This is a genomic window from Mycolicibacterium sp. MU0053, assembly GCF_963378095.1.
GTDB classification, from domain to species: domain Bacteria; phylum Actinomycetota; class Actinomycetes; order Mycobacteriales; family Mycobacteriaceae; genus Mycobacterium; species Mycobacterium burgundiense.
Genome location: NZ_OY726397.1, coordinates 4,354,202 through 4,371,095 on the forward strand (window position 1 = coordinate 4,354,202; position 16,894 = coordinate 4,371,095).

Here is a 16,894-nt window from a genome sequence, read left to right on the forward strand (position 1 = left end):
TGCGATCTTAGGCAGCGAGTTCGTCGAACAACTCCCGGAGCCCGGTCAGCGAGTGCGCCGGCAGGAACACATCGCAGTACGGCAGCGCCGCGGCCATCGACCCGGCGGCGGGGACGAACTCGACACCGGCCGCGCGCGGGTTCAACCACACCACCCGCTCGGCGCGCCGTCGCAGCCGCGCCATCGCCCGGTCCAGCACCTCGGGCGGGTCGGCATCCCAGCCGTCGGAGGCGATCACCGTCACCGCACCGCGCAGGGCGCTGCCGTGCGGTCCCCGGACCAGTTCGTTGACCGCCCGGCCCAGGTGCGTGCCGCCGTAGCGGTCGGCGACCTTGTCGTTGGCCCGGGCCAGGGCGGCCTCCGCGGAGCGGTGGGACAGCGCGGGGGTCAGCCGCGTCAGCGAGGTCGAGAACGCGAACACCTCGGGGCGGGCCGCCTGGCGCCGCAGCACCAGCGCCCGCATCAGGTGCAGGTAGATCCCCACGTAGGGCTGCATCGACCGGCTCACGTCGCAGAGCAACACCACGCGCCGCGGCCGTTGCCGACGCCGGGTGCGGAGCAGGTGCACCGCCTCCCACCCGGTGGTCCGGGACGCGCGGATGGTCCGGCGCAGATCGATGCGCCGGCCCCGGCGACTGGTCTCGCGCCGACGGGTGCGGCGCTGCGGCCACCGCGGCGCCGCGCGCTCCAACCAGTCGCCGATGATGCGCAGATCGGCCTCGTCGAAGGTCTCGAAGGCCTGATCGGCGCGCACGACCAGGCGGCTGGGCAACGCGTCGGGCAGTGCTACCGCCGGCTCGACCGGCGCCGCGGCGGCGACCCCGGTCAGCGACGTCGGCCGGGTCAACCACGGCAGACCGGGTCCCTCCAGCCGCGCGGCGTCGGCGTCGGAAAGCCCCGACGCCGGCGAAACCGAGCCCGCGGCACGCGATTTCAGACTCACCGGATCGGTCCCCAGCACCGCATCGGCGAAGGCCGCGGCGAACACCTCGTCGAATGCCGGCAGATCCTCGGACCGGTTGACCAGCGTCAGCCGCGCCGACCAGTAGACCTCGCGACGCGACCGCGCGGTGGCACCGAGTGCGGCCACGAAATCGGCCGGGCCGCTGGCGGATACGCGTACCCCTCGACCGCGTAACCGGCCCACCAGGGCCACCGCCAGCGCCGCCCGGTCCACCCCTCGCAGCAACGGCGCAGCACTCATCGGCGGTCGCGTCGTCCCTGTCGGTGCAGCAGCAGCCGGCCGACGGTGAAGATCGCCGCGGCCGCGGCGAACAGCGCGGCCACCACCGGTCCGTAGCGCTTGAGGGCCTGGCCGCCGGCGAGTTCGAGCAGGTCGATGGGTGCGGCCTCCTCGCGCGGCGGCGCGACAGCCTGGACGGTCGGCGTCGAAGGCGCGGCCGCCGGGGCGCCGCCGGTGGCGAGTTCGGCCTCCAGCGAGTCGACGAACTGACCGAGCAGCTTCTCCGAAACCTGTTGCAGCATACCGCTGCCGAACTGTGCGAGCTTGCCGACGACCTTGAGATCGGTGTCGACGGTGACCCGGGTCCGCTCCCCCGCCTCGTGCAACTCGGCCGTGACGGTCGCGGTCGCGTTGCCGGTGCCGCGGGCCTCCTTGCCCTTGGCGTCGATGACCGCCCGGTACCGCTGCGCGTCCTGCTCGACGAAGCGCACCCGGCCGCTGAACTCGCTGGTCACCGGGCCCACCTTGACCTTGACCTTGCCCAACACCTCCTCGCCCTCGCGGCCGCCGAAGGTCGCGCCCGGCATCAACGGGATCACCTGCTCGAGATCGGTGAGCACCGCCCAGGCGCGGTCGACGGGGGCGCTGACGGTGAACTCGTTGGCAATCTTCATGACTGGGTCCTCTCCTGGGTGACTTCCTGGGCGGCGTCCGCGGTCGCGTAGTCGGTGAGCGCCGCGTTGATCAACTCGCGATCGTCCGGGGTCTTCGCGAGCGCGCCCAGGCTGTTGGTCAAGGCCACGCTCTGGTCGGCGACCAGGTCGCCGACCCCGAGGGCGGCCAGCGCCGCGACCCAATCGATGGTCTCGGCCAGTCCGGGCGGCTTGTCCAGATCGAGATCGCGCGCGCCGCCCACGAATTGGGCCGCGTTCTCGATCAGTGCCGCGGTGGCCCCGGGGACGGTGCGCCGCACGATCGCGGCCGCCCGGACCGGGTCGGGATAGTCGATCCAGTGGTAGAGGCAGCGCCGGCGCAGGGCGTCGTGCAGATCGCGGCTGCGGTTGGAGGTCAGCACCACCACCGGCGGCCGCGCCGCGGTGAAGGTGCCCAGTTCGGGCACGGTGACGCTGGCCTCACCGAGGAACTCGAGCAGCAGCGCCTCGAATTCGTCGTCGGCCCGGTCGATCTCGTCGATCAAGAGCACCGGCGGGATGGGCCCGGGGTGGCGCACACACTGCAGGATCGGGCGGTCCACCAGGTACGGCTCGGTGTACAGGTCGGCCTCGTCGATGCCGGTGCCGCGGGCCTCGGCCAACCGGATCGACAACAGCTGCCGCTGATAGTTCCAGTCGTACAACGCCTCGGCCGCGGTCAGGCCCTCGTAGCACTGCAGCCTGATCAGCGGTGCGCCCAGCACCGCGGCCAGGGTCTTGGCGGCGGTGGTCTTACCCACCCCCGGTTCCCCCTCGAGCAGCAGCGGCCGCCCCAGTGTCGTGGCCAGATAGCAGGCCGCCGCGGTCCCCTCGTCGAGCAGGTGATCGTGGGCGTCGAAGCGGCGCACCACCTCATCGATATTGGCGAAGGCACCCGTTGGCGTCATCGCGACGCCGCGGCGTACGAATCCCGACAGCCGGTGCCACAGAACCAGTAGTCGTCGCCGTCGCGGCGCAGGTGCGGTGTCGCGGCCAGCACCGCGACCGTCATACCGCACACCGGATCGATCGCCGTCGGCGCGGCCACGGCCTGCTGCGGCCGGTCCCGCAGCCCACCTCGTCGCACCTCGGCGATCACCTCGGCCAGGATCGACACCGCGATCTCGGGCGCGGTCTTGGCGCCGATGTCCAGGCCGATCGGGGTGTGCACCCGGTGGGCCTCCTCGGCGGTGACCGCGGCCGCGTCCAGGACGGCGGCCCCGCGCACCCGGCTGGCCACCATCCCGACATAGCCGACCCCGGCGTCCAGGGCGGCGCGGATGATCTCGGCCTCCGGCCCGCCGTGGCTCGCGATCACCACCGCGGTGCCGGCCGCCACCTCGGCGAGGTCCGCCTCCGGTGCCGTCGCGCGCACCGCCTCGTATCCGACCGTGCCGCACACCTGTGCCAGCGCCTCGGCGATCGGCGTCGTGCCGTAGACCCAGACCTGCGGTGCCGGCATCTCGGGCACCAGGAAGATCTCCAGCGCACCGCCGGACAGGCACGGGTTGACCACGACGCTGGCGCCGGGCGCGTCCGGGAAGTGCACCTCGCCGTCCGGAAGCACCCGCAGCAGCAGCGATTCGCCGTCGCTCAGCGCACCGAGACCGGCCTGACGGACCGAATTCTGCGCGCACACGCCGCCGACGAAGCCCTCGATTGTGCCGTCGGCCAACAGGATCGCCTCATCCCCGGGCCGCGCGGAGGCCGGCGGTTGTGCACGGACCACCGTCGCGTGTACGAACGGGGTCCGTGTCCGGCGCAACTCGGCGACGCGATCGGTCACTGCCATGGCACCTCCTAGATGGGCGGGGTGGCCCGGCCTTGCATGGCCTCCCACACGCGCGACGGGGTCAACGGCATGTCGGCATGCCGAATGCCGAACGGCGCCAACGCATCCACCACGGCGTTGACGACCGCGGGCGGCGAACCCACGGTGGCCGACTCGCCGATGCCCTTGGCCCCGATCGGGTGGTGCGGTGACGGCGTGACGGTGTGCCCGGTCTCGAAGTGCGGCACCTCCATGGCCGTGGGGATCAGGTAGTCCATCAACGAACCGCCGAGGCAGTTGCCGTCCTCGTCGAACGCGATCATCTCCATCAGCGCCATGCCGATGCCGTCGACCAGCCCGCCGTGGATCTGCCCCTCGATGATCATCGGGTTGATCCGGGTGCCGCAGTCATCGACCGCCAGGAAGCGGCGCACCGTCACCACCGCGGTGCCCGGGTCGATGTCCACGACGCAGAAGTACGCGCCGTACGGATACGTCAGATTCTCCGGGTTGTAACAGATCTGGGCATCCAGTCCGCCCTCGATGCCCTCGGGCAGATCACCCGCGCCGTGCGCGCGCATCGCGATGTCGGCCATGGTCACCGACGCCGACGGATCGCCCTTGACCCCGAAGCTGCCCTTGCGCCACTCGAGGTCGGCGACCGAGGCCTCGAGCATGCCCGAGGCGATGATCTTGGCCTTGTCGCGGACCTTGCGGGCGACCAGCGCGGCCGCGGCCCCCGATACCGGGGTGGAGCGGCTGCCGTAGGTGCCCAGCCCGAACGGCGTCTGGTCGGTGTCGCCGTGCACCACCTCGATGTCGTCGGGCGGAATGCCGAGTTCTTCGGCGACGATCTGCGCGAAGGTCGTCTCGTGGCCCTGTCCCTGACTCTGCACCGACAGGCGCACCACGGCTTTGCCGGTGGGGTGCACCCGCAGCTCGCAGCCGTCGGCCATGCCCAGGCCCAGGATGTCCATGTCCTTGCGCGGCCCGGCGCCGACGGCCTCGGTGAAGAACGACATCCCGATGCCCATCAGCTGGCCGGCCTCGCGCTTGCGCCGTTGCTCCGCCCGCAACTCGTCGTAGCCGATCATGTCCATGGCCAACCGCATGGTGGTCTCGTAGTCCCCGGAGTCATACACCCAGCCGGTCTTCGAGGTGTACGGGAACTGTTCGGGTTTCAGCAGATTGCGCAGCCGTAGCTCGGCGGGGTCCATCTTCAGCTCGAAGGCCAGACAATCCACCAGCCGTTCGACGAGGTACACGGCCTCGGTGATCCGGAACGAACAGGCATAGGCCACCCCGCCCGGCGCCTTGTTGGTGTAGACCGCGGTCATGTGCGCGTAGGCGGCCTCGAGGTCGTAGCTGCCGGTGAACACCCCGAAGAACCCCGCCGGGTACTTCACCGGTGCGGCCGTGCCGTTGAACGCGCCGTGATCGGCCAGCACATGCGAGCGGATCGCCAGGATCTTGCCCTCGGCGGTGGCGGCGATCTCGCCCACCATGATGTAGTCGCGGGCGAAGCCGGTGGAGGTCAGGTTCTCGCTGCGGTCCTCGACCCATTTGACCGGCCGGCCCAGCACCAGCGATCCGACGATCGCGCACACGTAGCCGGGGTAGATCGGCACCTTGTTGCCGAAGCCGCCGCCGATGTCGGGAGAGATGACCCGGATCTTGTGCTCGGGCAGTCCCGCGACGAGCGCGTACAGCGTGCGGTGCGCGTGCGGGGCCTGGGTGGTCGACCACAGCGTGAGCTTGCCGCTGACCGGATCCAGATCGGCGACCGCGCCGCAGGTTTCCATCGGTGCCGGATGCACCCGGGGATAGACCATCTCCTGGGTCAGCACCACGTCGGCCTTGGCGAACACCGCCTCGGTCGCGGCCGCGTCGCCGGTCTCCCAGTCGAAACAGTGGTTGTCGGTCTTGCCCTCGAGATCGGTGCGGATCACCGGCGCCTCGGGATCCAGCGCCCGCCGGGCGTCGATCACCGGATCCAGCGGTTCGTAGTCGACGTCGATGAGTTCCAACGCATCTCGGGCGGAGTAATGGTCCTCGGCGACGACGAACGCCACCTCCTGACCCTGGAACCGCACCTTGTCGGTGGCCAGCACCGCCTGCACGTCGTTGGACAGCGTCGGCATCCACGCCAGGCCTTTCTCGGCCAGGTCCGCGCCGGTGACGACGGCCTTGACTTTCGGATGGGCCTGGGCCGCAGAGACATCGATGCTGTTGATGCGGGCGTGCGCATACGGTGAGCGCAGGATCGCCAGATGCAGCATGCGCGGCAGCGTCACGTCGTCGACGTAGGTGCCGCGGCCGCGGATGAACCGCGGATCCTCCTTGCGCAGCATCCGACCGTAGCCGCAGGGCTTCTGGTTGTTGTCGGCGGTGTCTTCGGGCCGAACCTCGACGGTGGTCATGCTTGGCTCCCGGCTTCGAGCAGGGGTTCGGCGGCGTCCCCGCCGAGGGTCGCCTCGGTCTGCACGTCCGGAGCGAAATCCGCCCGCTGACTCTTCGCGGCCCACTGGATCGAGCGCACGATCGTGGTGTAGCCCGTACATCGGCAGATCTGACCCGAAATCGCTTCCCGGATCTCGTCTTCGGCCGGATCCGGATTGCGGTCCAGCAGCGCACGTGCGGTGATCATCATGCCCGACGTACAGAATCCGCACTGCAACCCGTGGCACTCCATGAAGCCCTGCTGCACCGGATCCAGCTTGCCGTCGACCTCGAGGCCCTCGACGGTGCGGACGCTACGCCCGGCCGCCATCGCGGCCAGCATGGTGCACGATTTCACCGGGTCACCGTCGACCTCGACGACACAGGTGCCGCAGTTGGAAGTGTCGCAGCCCCAGTGTGTTCCGGTCAGGCCGAGATTGTCCCGCAGAAAATGCACCAGCAACGTGCGGGGCTCCACCTCCGCGCTCATCTGCTCGCCGTTGACCGTCATCGTTACCTGCATCGTTCAATCCCCTTGCCGCGCCGACATGGTGAGCGCACGCTCGACCGAGCGGCGCAGAGTTCGGATGGTCAACTCACCCGCGAGGTGACGCTTGTAGTCGACGCTGCCCCGCATGTCGCCCACCGGATCGCAGGCCGCGGCGGCCGCGACGCCGGCTTCGGCGAAGGTGTCCTCGGTGGCGGGTCTGCCCGCCAGAGCCGCCGAGAGTGCCCGCAGGGCCTCGGCGTCGGGGTTCACCGCGGTCAGACCCACCCGGGCGGCCACGATCGTCGGCGCCGCCGCGTGGTCGTCGAGGCTCACCTGGGCGCCCGCGGCGGTCACCGCCCAGTCGCCCACCCGCCGTTCGACCTTCGCGTACGCACTCGAGGTGCGCGCGCGCAGCGGGATCCGGATCTCGAGCAGCATCTCGTTGTGCGCGAGGGCGGTCTCGTACGGGCCCTGCAGGAAGTCGTCGATGCCGATCTCGCGTTCGCCGCCGGGACCGCGCGCCAGGCAGGAGGCCCCGAGCACCGCGCACACCGTGGTCAGATCCTCGGCCGGATCGGCCTGACACAACGAGCCTCCGACGGTGCCGCGGTTGCGCACGACGGGATCGGCGATCACCTTCTCGGCGTCGCGGAAGATCGGTAACACCCGGGCCAGGTCCTCGGAGTCCAACACCTCGCGGTGCCGGGCCATCGCACCGATCCGGACCGTGCCGGCCTCGTCCACCGTGATGTGACCGAGTTCGGTCGCGAGGTCGTTGATGTCGACCAGATATTCGGGGTTGGCGATCCGCAGTTTCATCATCGGCAGCAGGCTGTGCCCGCCGGCGACGATCATCGCGTCCTCGCCGAGGCGATCCAGCAGGCCCACGGCCTGATCGATGCTGGTGGCACGTTCGTACTCAAAGGGCCCTGGTACCTGCATGTGACAAACCTCACACTCGCGGCTGGGCCCCCAGTCTCGGCAATGCCGACGCGGGTGTCAACAGCTGGTTAAGCGATCACTGAAGAAGGTCGCTGAACAGCCCTAATGGGTCTCGCCGTGAATGGGTCCGTCGGTCTCGGTCAGCGGCCGTCCCGCACCGCCCCAGTGGCGGGCGATGATTTCGGCCGCGATGGACACCGCGGTCTCCTCGGGTGTCCGGCCGCCCAGATCGAGCCCGATCGGGCTGGCCAGGCGGGCGATCTCGGCCTCGGTCAGCCCCGCTTCGCGCAGCCGGGTCAGCCGGTCGTCGTGGGTGCGCCGCGACCCCATCGCCCCGACGTAGGCCACCTCCAGGCGCAGGGCGACCTCGAGCAGTGGCACGTCGAACTTCGGATCGTGGGTCAGCACGCAGATCACCGTGCGAGCGTCGACGGCGCCGGCGGCCACCTCGGCGGCCAGATACCGGTGCGGCCAGTCGACGATCACCTCGTCGGCCGTGGGAAACCGCGCCGGGGTGGCGAACACCGGGCGCGCGTCGCACACCGAGACCCGGTAACCCAGGAACGAGCCCTGGGCCGCGACGGCCGCGGCGAAGTCGATCGCGCCGAACACCAGCATCCGCGGGCGCGGGGCGTGGCTGCCGACGAAGACCTCCATCCCCTCCCCGCGGCGCTGACCGTCCGGACCGTAGGTGAGCACCTCGCTGCGACCGGCGTCCAGCAGGCCGCGGGCGTCATCGGCGACCGCCGCATCCGCGCGCGCGGAACCCAACGATCCGTGCGCCGCGTCGGGCCGGACCACCAGGCGGCGTCCGAGCCACGCCGGGTCCGGATGCGCGATCACGGTCGCGATCGCGACCGGGCGGTGCGCTTCGATGTCCTCGGCGACGGCGGCCAACTCGTCAAACGTGCGCTGCGACACCGGCTCGACGAAGATGTCCAGGGTGCCGCCACAGGTCAGGCCCACCTCGAAGGCGTCGTCGTCGCTGACCCCGTAGCGCTGCAGAACCGGTACCCCCGTACCGATCACCTCGGTCGCCAGCTCGTAGACCGCGCCCTCGACGCAGCCGCCCGACACCGATCCGCTGACCGTCCCGTCGGCGGCCACGACCATCGCCGCTCCGGCGGGCCGCGGTGCCGAGCGGAAGGTGCGCACCACGGTCCCCAGCCCGGCGGTCTCGCCGGACCGCCAGCGGGCTAAGAGGTCGCTCAGCACATCTCGCACGCCCCCAATGTAGGACACGTCTACTCTCACACTCGTGACACCGGCGCAGCTGCGGGCTTTCTCAGCGGTCGTACGCCTCGGTTCGGTGCGCGCCGCCGCCGAGGAACTCGGGGTGTCCGACGCCGGCGTCTCGATGCATGTGGCGCAGTTGCGCAAGGAACTCGACGACAAGTTGTTCGTCCGGACCGCATCGGGGCTCGCGTTCACCCCCGGCGGCCTGCGCCTGGCGAGCCGGGCCGTGGAAATCCTGGGCCTGCAGCAGCAGACCGCGATCGAGGTGACCGAGGCGGCGCACGGCCGGCGGCTGCTGCGGATCGCGGCCTCGGCGGCATTCGCCGAACATGCCGCGCCGGGCCTGATCGAGTTGTTCTCGTCGCGCGCGGCCGATCTGTCGGTCGAACTCAGCGTCCATCCCGCCGCGCGCCTGCGCTACCTGGTCGAGTCGCGGGCCGTGGATGTGGCGCTGGGCCCCGCCGACGGCCCGCCCGACGACGCCGTCGCGGTCCGGCCGTTCCTGAAATACCAGCTGATCGCGGTCGCCGCGCCCGGTTCCCCGCTGAGCGCCGGCGCACCCACCCCCGCGCTGCTGCGGGAACAGCACTGGATGCTGGGCCCGGCGGCGGGCAGCCCCGACGGCAAAATCGCGGGGATACTGCGAGGTTTGGCGATCCCGGAGACTCAGCAGCGGATCTTCCAGAGCGATGCCGCCGCGCTCGACGAGGTGCGCCGAGTCGGCGGCGTGACCCTGACGATCGGCTTTGCCGTGGCCAAGGATCTGACCGCCGGGGACCTGGTGCACATCGACGGACCGGGGCTGCGGCATTCGGGGCAGTGGTCGGCGACCACGCTGCCGCCGGCGGCCCGGCAGCCCGCGGTGTCCGAACTCATGCGGTTCATCACCACCCCGCGCTGCACCCAGGCGATGATCCGCGGCACCGGTGTCGGCGTGCGCCGGTTTCGGCCCAAAGTGCATGTGACACTGTGGAGTTAGGGCCGCGTTGACTCCTCGGAATCCTGCAGCGCGCGGATCAGGCTCGCGGCGTCCCACGGCCCCCGGTGCCGCTTGCCGTTGACGAAGAAGGTTGGGATCGCCGTAAGGTCCATCACCTCGGCGTCCTCGACGTCGTCCTCGACCCGGTGTCGCACCGTCGGCGAGCGCAGATCCTCGTCGAAGCGGTGGATATCGCATCCCACGCTGTCGGCGTAGCGGTACAGGTGCTCCCATTCCAGGTGGTCCTGGAACCGGAACAGCACCGGTGCGATGTCGAAGAACTTGCCCTGCAGTGCCGCGGCCTCGCTGGTCAGCGCGGCGTCCCGGGCCCGGGGATGCTCCTTCTCCAGCGGCAGGTGCCGCCACACGTACCGCAGTCGGTCACCGAAGTGCGCCCGCACCTCGTCGATCGAACCGGTGGCACGGCTGCAGAACGGGCATTCGAAGTCGCCGTACTCCACCAGCGTCAGCGGTGCGTCCGGGTTGCCGACGATGTGGTCCCGCGTCGGGTCGACGGGACGGACCAGCGTGGCACCCAACGGCGCCGGCGGGTTGAGCCGGTCGGTGACCCGAAAGATGGCCCATCCCAACAGGAATGCCAGCACCGAGGCAACCAGCACACCGACGCGGGCCTGATCCTGCTTGGCCGGATCGTCGATCGCCAGGTCGATGATGAACAGCGAGATGGTGAAACCGATGCCCGAGAGCGCCGCGCCGCCGGCGATCCGCCGCAGCGTCAGCCCCGGCCCCAGCTCGCCGATCCCCAGCGTGCGCACCAACGCGGTGGCGCCGGTGATGCCGACGAGTTTTCCGACCACCAGACCCGCGATGATGCCCCAGGTCAGCGACGAGGCGGCGGCGGCCGACAGCGTGGCGTGGTCCAGCCGGACCCCGGCGTTGGCCAACGCGAACAGCGGCAGCACCACGAACGACACATACGGGCCGAACGCGGTCTGCAGCCGTTCGTTGATCGAGATCGAGTCCCGCAGACTGCGGGTCGCCGCGCGGGCGTACTCGGAGTTCGGCGACTGCCGAAACGCCCGGATCACCTCGACCGCGGACTCCACTGTCTGCCGTTGCGGCAGGAACACCGGAATCAGCAGGGCCACACCCACCCCCGCCAGCGTGGGGTGCACGCCCCCGGCCAGCAGCGCGACCCACAGCGCCAAGGCCAGCACCGCATACGCCGGGCCCCGTCCGGCCGGCAGCAGCCGCACCAGCGCGATCGCCACCAGCAGCACCATCGCGACCACCAGCGCCAGGATGTTCAGGTCGTCGGAGTAGAACACCGCGATCACCACGAGCGCACCGATGTCGTCGACGACGGCCAGGGTCAGCAGAAACGCGCGTAGCCGGCCCGGAAACCTCGGGCCGATGACGGCCAGCGCGCCGACCAGAAACGCGGTGTCGGTGGAGATCACCACGCCCCACGCGCGGGCGTCGGGCCCGCTCGGATTCAGCAGCAGGAAGATGATGGCGGGCAGGATCAGCCCGGCCATGGCGGCCAGGACCGGCACCACGGCCCGTGCGCGGTCGGTGAGCTCGCCGATCCGGAATTGGCTGGCGACCTCCAGACCCACGATGAAGAAAAAGAAGGCCATCAGGCCGTCGTTGACCAGGTGCTTGACGGTCAGCTCGGCGTGGCGCTGGCCGAAGCTGATGCCGAGGTCGGTGTTCCAGAACGCCCAATAGCTCTCGGCCCACGGCGAATTGGCCCAGACGATCGCAATCACCGTGAACAACAACAGCAACGCCGCCGCACTGTTCTCGCCGCTGCGCGGCGAGGTGGGATCGCGCCCGAATTTGCCGGGCCGCAACCGGATCCCGGTCATGGTCGGTGAGAATACTCGAATCAGGCGTTGCCCGCCTTGAGTCGGCCCGAGAGCACGTGGGCCTGTTCGAGCAGCAGCGTCCCCAGTTCGTGACGACGGTCCGGCTTGAAACGGGTCTCGACGCCGGTGAGACTCAACGCCCACGCGGGTCTGGCGCTGCGGTCGAACACCGCCGCGCCGATCCCCCAGCTGCCCTCGACGATCAGGGCGGGGTTCACGGCGTAGCCGGTGGTCCGGGTGGCGGCCAGCCGGGCCCGGACCGCAGGCTCGCAATGGTCCGCGCCAAACGTCGGCTCGAGCCGAACGCGCGCGAAGTACTCGTCGATCTCGCGGTCGGACAGATGGCTCAGGATCGCCAGCCCCGCCGAGGCGACGCCCAGCGGGAACCGGATTCCGACGTGCAGGACGTGGGAGCGGACCGGGAAGCTGCCCTCTTCGCTGAGCACACAGACTGTTTCGTCACCGCGACGCGCCGACAGAAAGGCGCTCTCGCCGGTCGCACGGGCCAGCCCGATGACCAAGTCGCGGGCCTGCTCGACGATGTCGTACCGGTTGGCGGCGCCGGCGCCGAGCAGGTACAACTCCGGGCCCAACGTCCATCGGCCGGTCACCACGTCCCGGTCGATCAGCCCCTCCGCGGCCAGCGAGGTGAGCAAGCGGTGCGCGGTCGGGCGCGCCAGCCCCGCGGTCTTGGCCAGTTCGGTGGTCGACGCGCCGGCCGGTTCCTCGGTCCCCACGGCCCGCAACAGGGCGCCCACGCGCGCCACCACGTGCGAAGACTGAACCCGCGGAGCCACGGCGGCCAGTTTAGCGTTCATCTGGTGAACGCCACCGATCCACTCGATCACCACGTGAACAGTTGGCGGCCTTTCGCGAGGGAAGCTTGATCCCGATGGCGGTGGGCCTGTTCACTTGAGGCGACAGCACGGGTGTTTGCAGAGTGGACATCGCGACGACAACACGGTTTGAGGAGAGACCCACCATGACTTCGAAGGTGTATGCGTCGGCGGCCGATGCGGTCGCCGACATCACCGCCGGCGCCTCCCTGGCGGTGGGCGGCTTCGGGCTGTGCGGCATTCCGGATGTGCTCATCCAGGCCATCGCCGACTCCCCCGCCACCGACCTGGAGGTGTTCTCCAACAACTGCGGCGTCGACGGCCTCGGGCTGGGGGTGCTGTTGGAGTTGGGCAAGGTCCGCCGCGTCACCGCCTCGTATGTGGGGGAGAACAAGGAATTCGCCCGGCAGTATCTGGCCGGCGAACTCGAGGTCGAGTTGACCCCGCAGGGCACCCTGGCCGAGCGGTTGCGCGCCGGCGGCGCCGGCATCCCCGCGTTCTACACCCCGGCCGGCGTCGGCAGCCCGGTGTCCGACGGCGGCCTGCCGTGGCGCTACGCCGCCGACGGTTCGGTCGCGGTGGCCTCGCCGCCCAAGGAGGTCCGGGAGTTCAACGGCAAGCGCTACGTGCTGGAGGAGTCGATCAACGCCGACTTCGCCCTGGTGCACGCCCAGCGCGCGGACACGCTGGGCAACCTGGTGTTCAACAAGACCGCGATGAACTTCAACCCGCTGGCGGCGATGGCCGGCAAGATCACCATCGTCCAGGTCGAGGAACTGGTCGAACCCGGCGAGATCGACCCCGGCGCAGTGCATTTGGCCGGCGTGTTCGTGCAGCGCATCGTCCACACCGGGCCGCAGGACAAAAAGATCGAGAAACGTACCGTGAGCGACGCACAGAAAGCAACCGCCAAATGACCGATGCCAGCACCGTGACCGGCTGGTCCCGCAACGAGATGGCCGCCCGCGCCGCCAAGGAGATGGTCGACGGCGAGTACGTCAACCTCGGAATCGGGCTGCCCACCCTGATTCCCGGCTACCTCTCCGGCGACGTGCACGTGATCCTGCACTCGGAGAACGGGATCCTGGGCACCGGCCCCTACCCCACCGACGACGCCGTCGACGCCGATCTCATCAACGCGGGCAAGGAGACCGTCACCGTCAATCGCGGTGCGGCATACTTCGATTCGTCGCTGTCGTTCGGCATGATCCGGGGCGGTCACATCGACGCGGCCGTGCTCGGCGGCATGGAGGTCTCCAAGACCGGCGACCTGGCCAACTGGATGGTGCCCGGCAAGATGGTCAAGGGCATGGGTGGCGCAATGGATCTGGTGCACGGCGCCCGGCGGGTGATCGTGCTGATGGAGCACACCGACAAGGCCGGCAACTCCAAGATCGTCGACGTGTGCAGCCTGCCGTTGACCGGTCAGGGCGTCGTCAACCGGATCATCACCAACCTGAGCGTCATCGACGTCGTCGGCGACGGCACCCTGAAACTGCGGGAACTCGCCCCCGGTGTGACGGTCGAGGATGTGGTCGCGGCCACCGCGGCCGAATTGACCATCGCACTCGATTAATCCGCGTCGTCGCCCAGGGTGTGGGCGGCCTCCATCAGCATCCAGCCCGACAGCTGCACCGACAGGTCCCGTTCGGGCGCGGCGGAGGCGTTGACCGCACCCGCCACGAACTGCGCCTCCTCCCCCTCGGCGACCTCGGCCGCCGGGATGACCGCGGAGCGGTCCCAGAACGGGCCGAACAAGGGCAGCCCGGCCACGGTCTGACGGTGGTCCCACGCCGAGCGTGCCGAGGCCAGCACGATCTTGCGCGCGGTGTCGCGGGCCGCCGCGGTCTGCGCGTCCGCGCCGGGCAACGTCGTGGCCGCCTGCGCGAGATAGCGGACGGTGATCCCGGAGAACAGCCCGCCGTCCCCGCCGCCGGCGCCCTTGAGCACCCCGGCCGGGGCCATGTGTTCGTCGATCGCGGCGATCAGCCGGCAGGCCCGCTGCAGGTGCCGCGGTTCCCCGGTGCGCACCGCGAGTTCGGCTTCCAGCCCCACGACCACGCCCTGGCAGTAGGTGTACTGCGCGCGCACCAGCGACCCGGATTTGATGCCGTCGAAAATCAGCAGGGTTTCCGGATCCAGCAGCGTCTCCTCGATCCAGTCGGCCATCTGCTGCGCGCGGCGCAGCCGATCGCCGTAGCGCGCCAAGAAGATTCCGGCCGGGCCGTTGGCCGGCGCGTTGAAGAACTGATCCTGCTTGCGCCACGGGATGCCGCCGCCGTCCTCGGGCACCCAGGCGTGTACCAGTTGGTTCGTCAGCTTGGTCAGCGGTCCCGGTTTGACCACGCCCGCCAACCGGCCCGCGCGTTCGAGCGACAGCGCGAGCCAGGCCATGTCGTCGTAGTAGTTGTTGACCCAACCGGTGTTTCGAATCCACTGGCCGCGGATCTGGCGATTGATCATCTCCACCCGCTCGGGCTTCGGGTCGCGGATCTCGGCGTCCACCAGGCAGTCCAGCAGGTGCGCCTGCCACCAGTAGTGCCAGGTCTTGAACCGTTTGTCGGTGCCCGTCGGCGGCCAGGCCACGACACCGAGTTGAGTGCCGGGCAGACCCCAGAGCTTCTTGAGGTGCCGGTTGGCGATCGCGGCCTCCGCCGAGGCTGCACGGTTGGCCCATACCTGATCCATAAAGGCATCCTGCCCTACCAGGCGCGGCCGAGGTCACCCCACTGGCTGATCCATTTGTGCATCGCGATGCCGGCCGCGACCGACGCATTGATGCTGCGCGTCGAACCGAACTGCGCGATCGAGACCACGACCGCCGCGCCCGCGGCGGTCTCGGCCGTGATGCCCGGGCCCTCCTGACCGAACACCAACAGGCAGTCGCGGGGCAGCTCGGTGTGTTCGAGCCGGACCGAGCCGGGCACGTTGTCGACGGCCACCACCGTCAAACCGGCGCCGGCGGCGAAGTCGAGCAGTTCGGCGGCGCTGTCGTGGTGCTGCAGCCGCTGATAACGGTCGGTCACCATGGCACCGCGCCGATTCCAGCGTCGCCGCCCGACAATGTGCACGGTGTCCACGGCGAAGGCATTCGCGGTGCGGACCACCCCGCCGATGTTGGCGTCGTTGCCGAAGTTCTCGATCGCGACGTGCAACCGATGGCGACGCTCGTCGATGTCGGCGATGATCGCCTCGCGGGTCCAATAGCGGTACTGGTCCACGACATTGCGGGTGTCGCCGTCGCGCAGTAGCTCCGGGTCGTAGCGTGGATCGTCCGGTGGCTCGCCGACCCACGGCCCGACGCCATTGGTCACCGGACCCCATTCGGTGGGGCCCGGTCCCTGGGCGGAACCCGCGGGGTTCATCGCCCACCGCCGCGGTCGTCGCGGTCGTTGTTGGCGAGCCACACCGCGGCCCGGGTGCCTACCACCGACACGGTGGCGTAGAGCAGCGCCTCGTTGATCTCCCCCTGGGTGCACAGCGACGCCTCGAGTTGCACCGAGTCGTAGGACGCATCGGGCAGCACCAGCACCGAGGACCCGTAGACCGAGCAGGCCGGGCTCAGCCCGGGCGGCGGCAGCGTCGGGGCCACCAGCACCATCATCGGGCCGCCGCGCGCGGCCGAGTCGTCGCGATAACGCGCACCCAGGGCCTGGATCCGCAGCCCGAGCAGCATGTACCCGCCGCCGGTGAACGCGTCCGCGTCACCGAGCGCCGCGGGCGTCAGCGCAGTGCCGTCGGCGCGCCACGCCTCGACGCTGGTCGCGGACAACTCCAGACCCGAGTCGGCGGCGTTGGTCGGCGGCAATCCCACCGGATACGCCGCTGGGTAGGCGACGACGGTGCCGGGGATACGCTCCCGGGGTGAATATGCATAGACCCCCCGGACCTGGGACTGATCGCGAATGGGGCCGAGACATACGGTGCCGGACAGTCGGTCGGGCGCCGCGGTCGCCAGTGGTCTGATGTCGGAGCCGACGACGCGCTGACAGCTGCCGAGGCCGGTCGCCTCGATCGGGTGGATGAGCCCGCCGTAGAGGCCGAACCGGAGGTCCTCGGGCTTGGCATGGTCGGCCTCGGGATCGGCGTCGGCGACCGCGGCATCGATGTCGACGAGCACGTGATCGGCCGCGAATCGCAGGTTGGCCACCGAGATGTTCCAGCCCAGCACCTGCTGCGCCGCCCCGATGTCCGCGGTGCTCGCACCGTAGGTGGCCGCGGTGCCGGGGTCGTGGCCGCAGGAGGTCAGCAGTAGCGCTGCAGCCACCAGGATGGCTCGTAGGGTGTCCACGGTAGCTCCAGCACGTCGGTCAGTGCCTCGAAACTGACCGAGGCGTACTTGGGTTGCACTGTAGACCGCGGCCGGCCCGCGCCCCCAGTCACACCGACTTCCGCGCCCCGGCACCGCACCTTCCAGCAAATTTTACCGGCGTTGCGGATGCATCGATCGCAAATTTTCACCGAGCCCAAATTTCGCCGCGATCCGACCCCTCG

Annotated in this window: 16 protein-coding genes; 3 read left to right on the plus strand and 13 right to left on the minus strand. The window is 70.0% G+C overall.

Annotated features, from left to right (window positions below):
- Positions 1-7: 7 nt before the first annotated feature.
- The 8 genes from RCP80_RS20790 to RCP80_RS20825 form a co-directional block, all read right to left on the minus strand.
- Entirely contained in the window at positions 8-1,204 is a 1,197-nt protein-coding gene (locus RCP80_RS20790) for a VWA domain-containing protein (RefSeq protein ID WP_308479469.1), read from the minus strand.
- A complete protein-coding gene (locus RCP80_RS20795; protein WP_308479470.1) occupies positions 1,201-1,857 on the minus strand; it encodes an SRPBCC family protein in 657 nt (218 codons plus the stop codon). The genes RCP80_RS20790 and RCP80_RS20795 overlap by 4 nt, the downstream gene beginning before the upstream one ends.
- Complete coding sequence (locus RCP80_RS20800; RefSeq protein WP_308479471.1) at positions 1,854-2,783, minus strand: AAA family ATPase; 930 nt, start codon at positions 2,781-2,783, stop codon at positions 1,854-1,856. Before RCP80_RS20800 ends, RCP80_RS20795 begins: the two co-directional genes overlap by 4 nt.
- Complete coding sequence (locus tag RCP80_RS20805) at positions 2,780-3,667, minus strand: XdhC family protein (RefSeq protein WP_308479472.1); 888 nt, start codon at positions 3,665-3,667, stop codon at positions 2,780-2,782. The genes RCP80_RS20800 and RCP80_RS20805 overlap by 4 nt, the downstream gene beginning before the upstream one ends.
- Before the next feature lie 8 nt (positions 3,668-3,675).
- A complete protein-coding gene (locus RCP80_RS20810; protein ID WP_308479473.1) occupies positions 3,676-6,066 on the minus strand; it encodes an aerobic carbon-monoxide dehydrogenase large subunit in 2,391 nt (796 codons plus the stop codon).
- Positions 6,063-6,608, minus strand: coding sequence for a (2Fe-2S)-binding protein (locus RCP80_RS20815; protein WP_308479474.1), 546 nt, complete (start codon positions 6,606-6,608; stop codon positions 6,063-6,065). Before RCP80_RS20815 ends, RCP80_RS20810 begins: the two co-directional genes overlap by 4 nt.
- A 3-nt stretch (positions 6,609-6,611) precedes the next feature.
- Positions 6,612-7,517, minus strand: coding sequence for an FAD binding domain-containing protein (locus RCP80_RS20820; protein WP_308479475.1), 906 nt, complete (start codon positions 7,515-7,517; stop codon positions 6,612-6,614).
- Positions 7,518-7,619: 102 nt separating this feature from the next.
- Positions 7,620-8,741 (minus strand): XdhC family protein, encoded by a 1,122-nt coding sequence (locus RCP80_RS20825; protein WP_308479476.1) that lies wholly within the window; start codon positions 8,739-8,741, stop codon positions 7,620-7,622.
- Positions 8,742-8,775: 34 nt separating this feature from the next.
- Between RCP80_RS20825 and RCP80_RS20830 the strand changes: the two genes are divergently transcribed.
- Complete coding sequence (locus RCP80_RS20830) at positions 8,776-9,732, plus strand: LysR family transcriptional regulator (protein WP_308479477.1); 957 nt, start codon at positions 8,776-8,778, stop codon at positions 9,730-9,732.
- On the opposite strand, the gene nhaA is transcribed toward RCP80_RS20830, so the two are convergent.
- Entirely contained in the window at positions 9,729-11,564 is a 1,836-nt protein-coding gene (gene nhaA / locus RCP80_RS20835; protein WP_308479478.1) for a Na+/H+ antiporter NhaA, read from the minus strand. The two genes, RCP80_RS20830 and nhaA, sit on opposite strands and share 4 nt — an antisense overlap.
- Before the next feature lie 20 nt (positions 11,565-11,584).
- Positions 11,585-12,382 (minus strand): IclR family transcriptional regulator, encoded by a 798-nt coding sequence (locus RCP80_RS20840; protein WP_308479479.1) that lies wholly within the window; start codon positions 12,380-12,382, stop codon positions 11,585-11,587.
- A 164-nt stretch (positions 12,383-12,546) separates the two neighbouring features.
- Between RCP80_RS20840 and RCP80_RS20845 the strand changes: the two genes are divergently transcribed.
- Both RCP80_RS20845 and RCP80_RS20850 read left to right on the plus strand, forming a co-directional pair.
- Positions 12,547-13,317 (plus strand): CoA transferase subunit A, encoded by a 771-nt coding sequence (locus RCP80_RS20845; protein ID WP_308479480.1) that lies wholly within the window; start codon positions 12,547-12,549, stop codon positions 13,315-13,317.
- Positions 13,314-13,976, plus strand: coding sequence for a 3-oxoacid CoA-transferase subunit B (locus RCP80_RS20850; protein WP_308479481.1), 663 nt, complete (start codon positions 13,314-13,316; stop codon positions 13,974-13,976). The genes RCP80_RS20845 and RCP80_RS20850 overlap by 4 nt, the downstream gene beginning before the upstream one ends.
- Here the strand turns inward: RCP80_RS20850 and RCP80_RS20855 are convergent.
- Genes RCP80_RS20855 through RCP80_RS20865 form a run of 3 tightly spaced genes read right to left on the minus strand, consistent with a single transcriptional unit; the run spans position 13,973 to position 16,691 of the window.
- Entirely contained in the window at positions 13,973-15,088 is a 1,116-nt protein-coding gene (locus tag RCP80_RS20855) for a glycoside hydrolase family 76 protein (RefSeq protein WP_308479482.1), read from the minus strand. The genes RCP80_RS20850 and RCP80_RS20855 overlap by 4 nt on opposite strands.
- A gap of 14 nt (positions 15,089-15,102) precedes the next feature.
- Entirely contained in the window at positions 15,103-15,765 is a 663-nt protein-coding gene (locus tag RCP80_RS20860) for a TrmH family RNA methyltransferase (protein ID WP_308479483.1), read from the minus strand.
- Positions 15,762-16,691 (minus strand): hypothetical protein, encoded by a 930-nt coding sequence (locus tag RCP80_RS20865; RefSeq protein ID WP_308479484.1) that lies wholly within the window; start codon positions 16,689-16,691, stop codon positions 15,762-15,764. Before RCP80_RS20865 ends, RCP80_RS20860 begins: the two co-directional genes overlap by 4 nt.
- Positions 16,692-16,894: the final 203 nt, after the last annotated feature.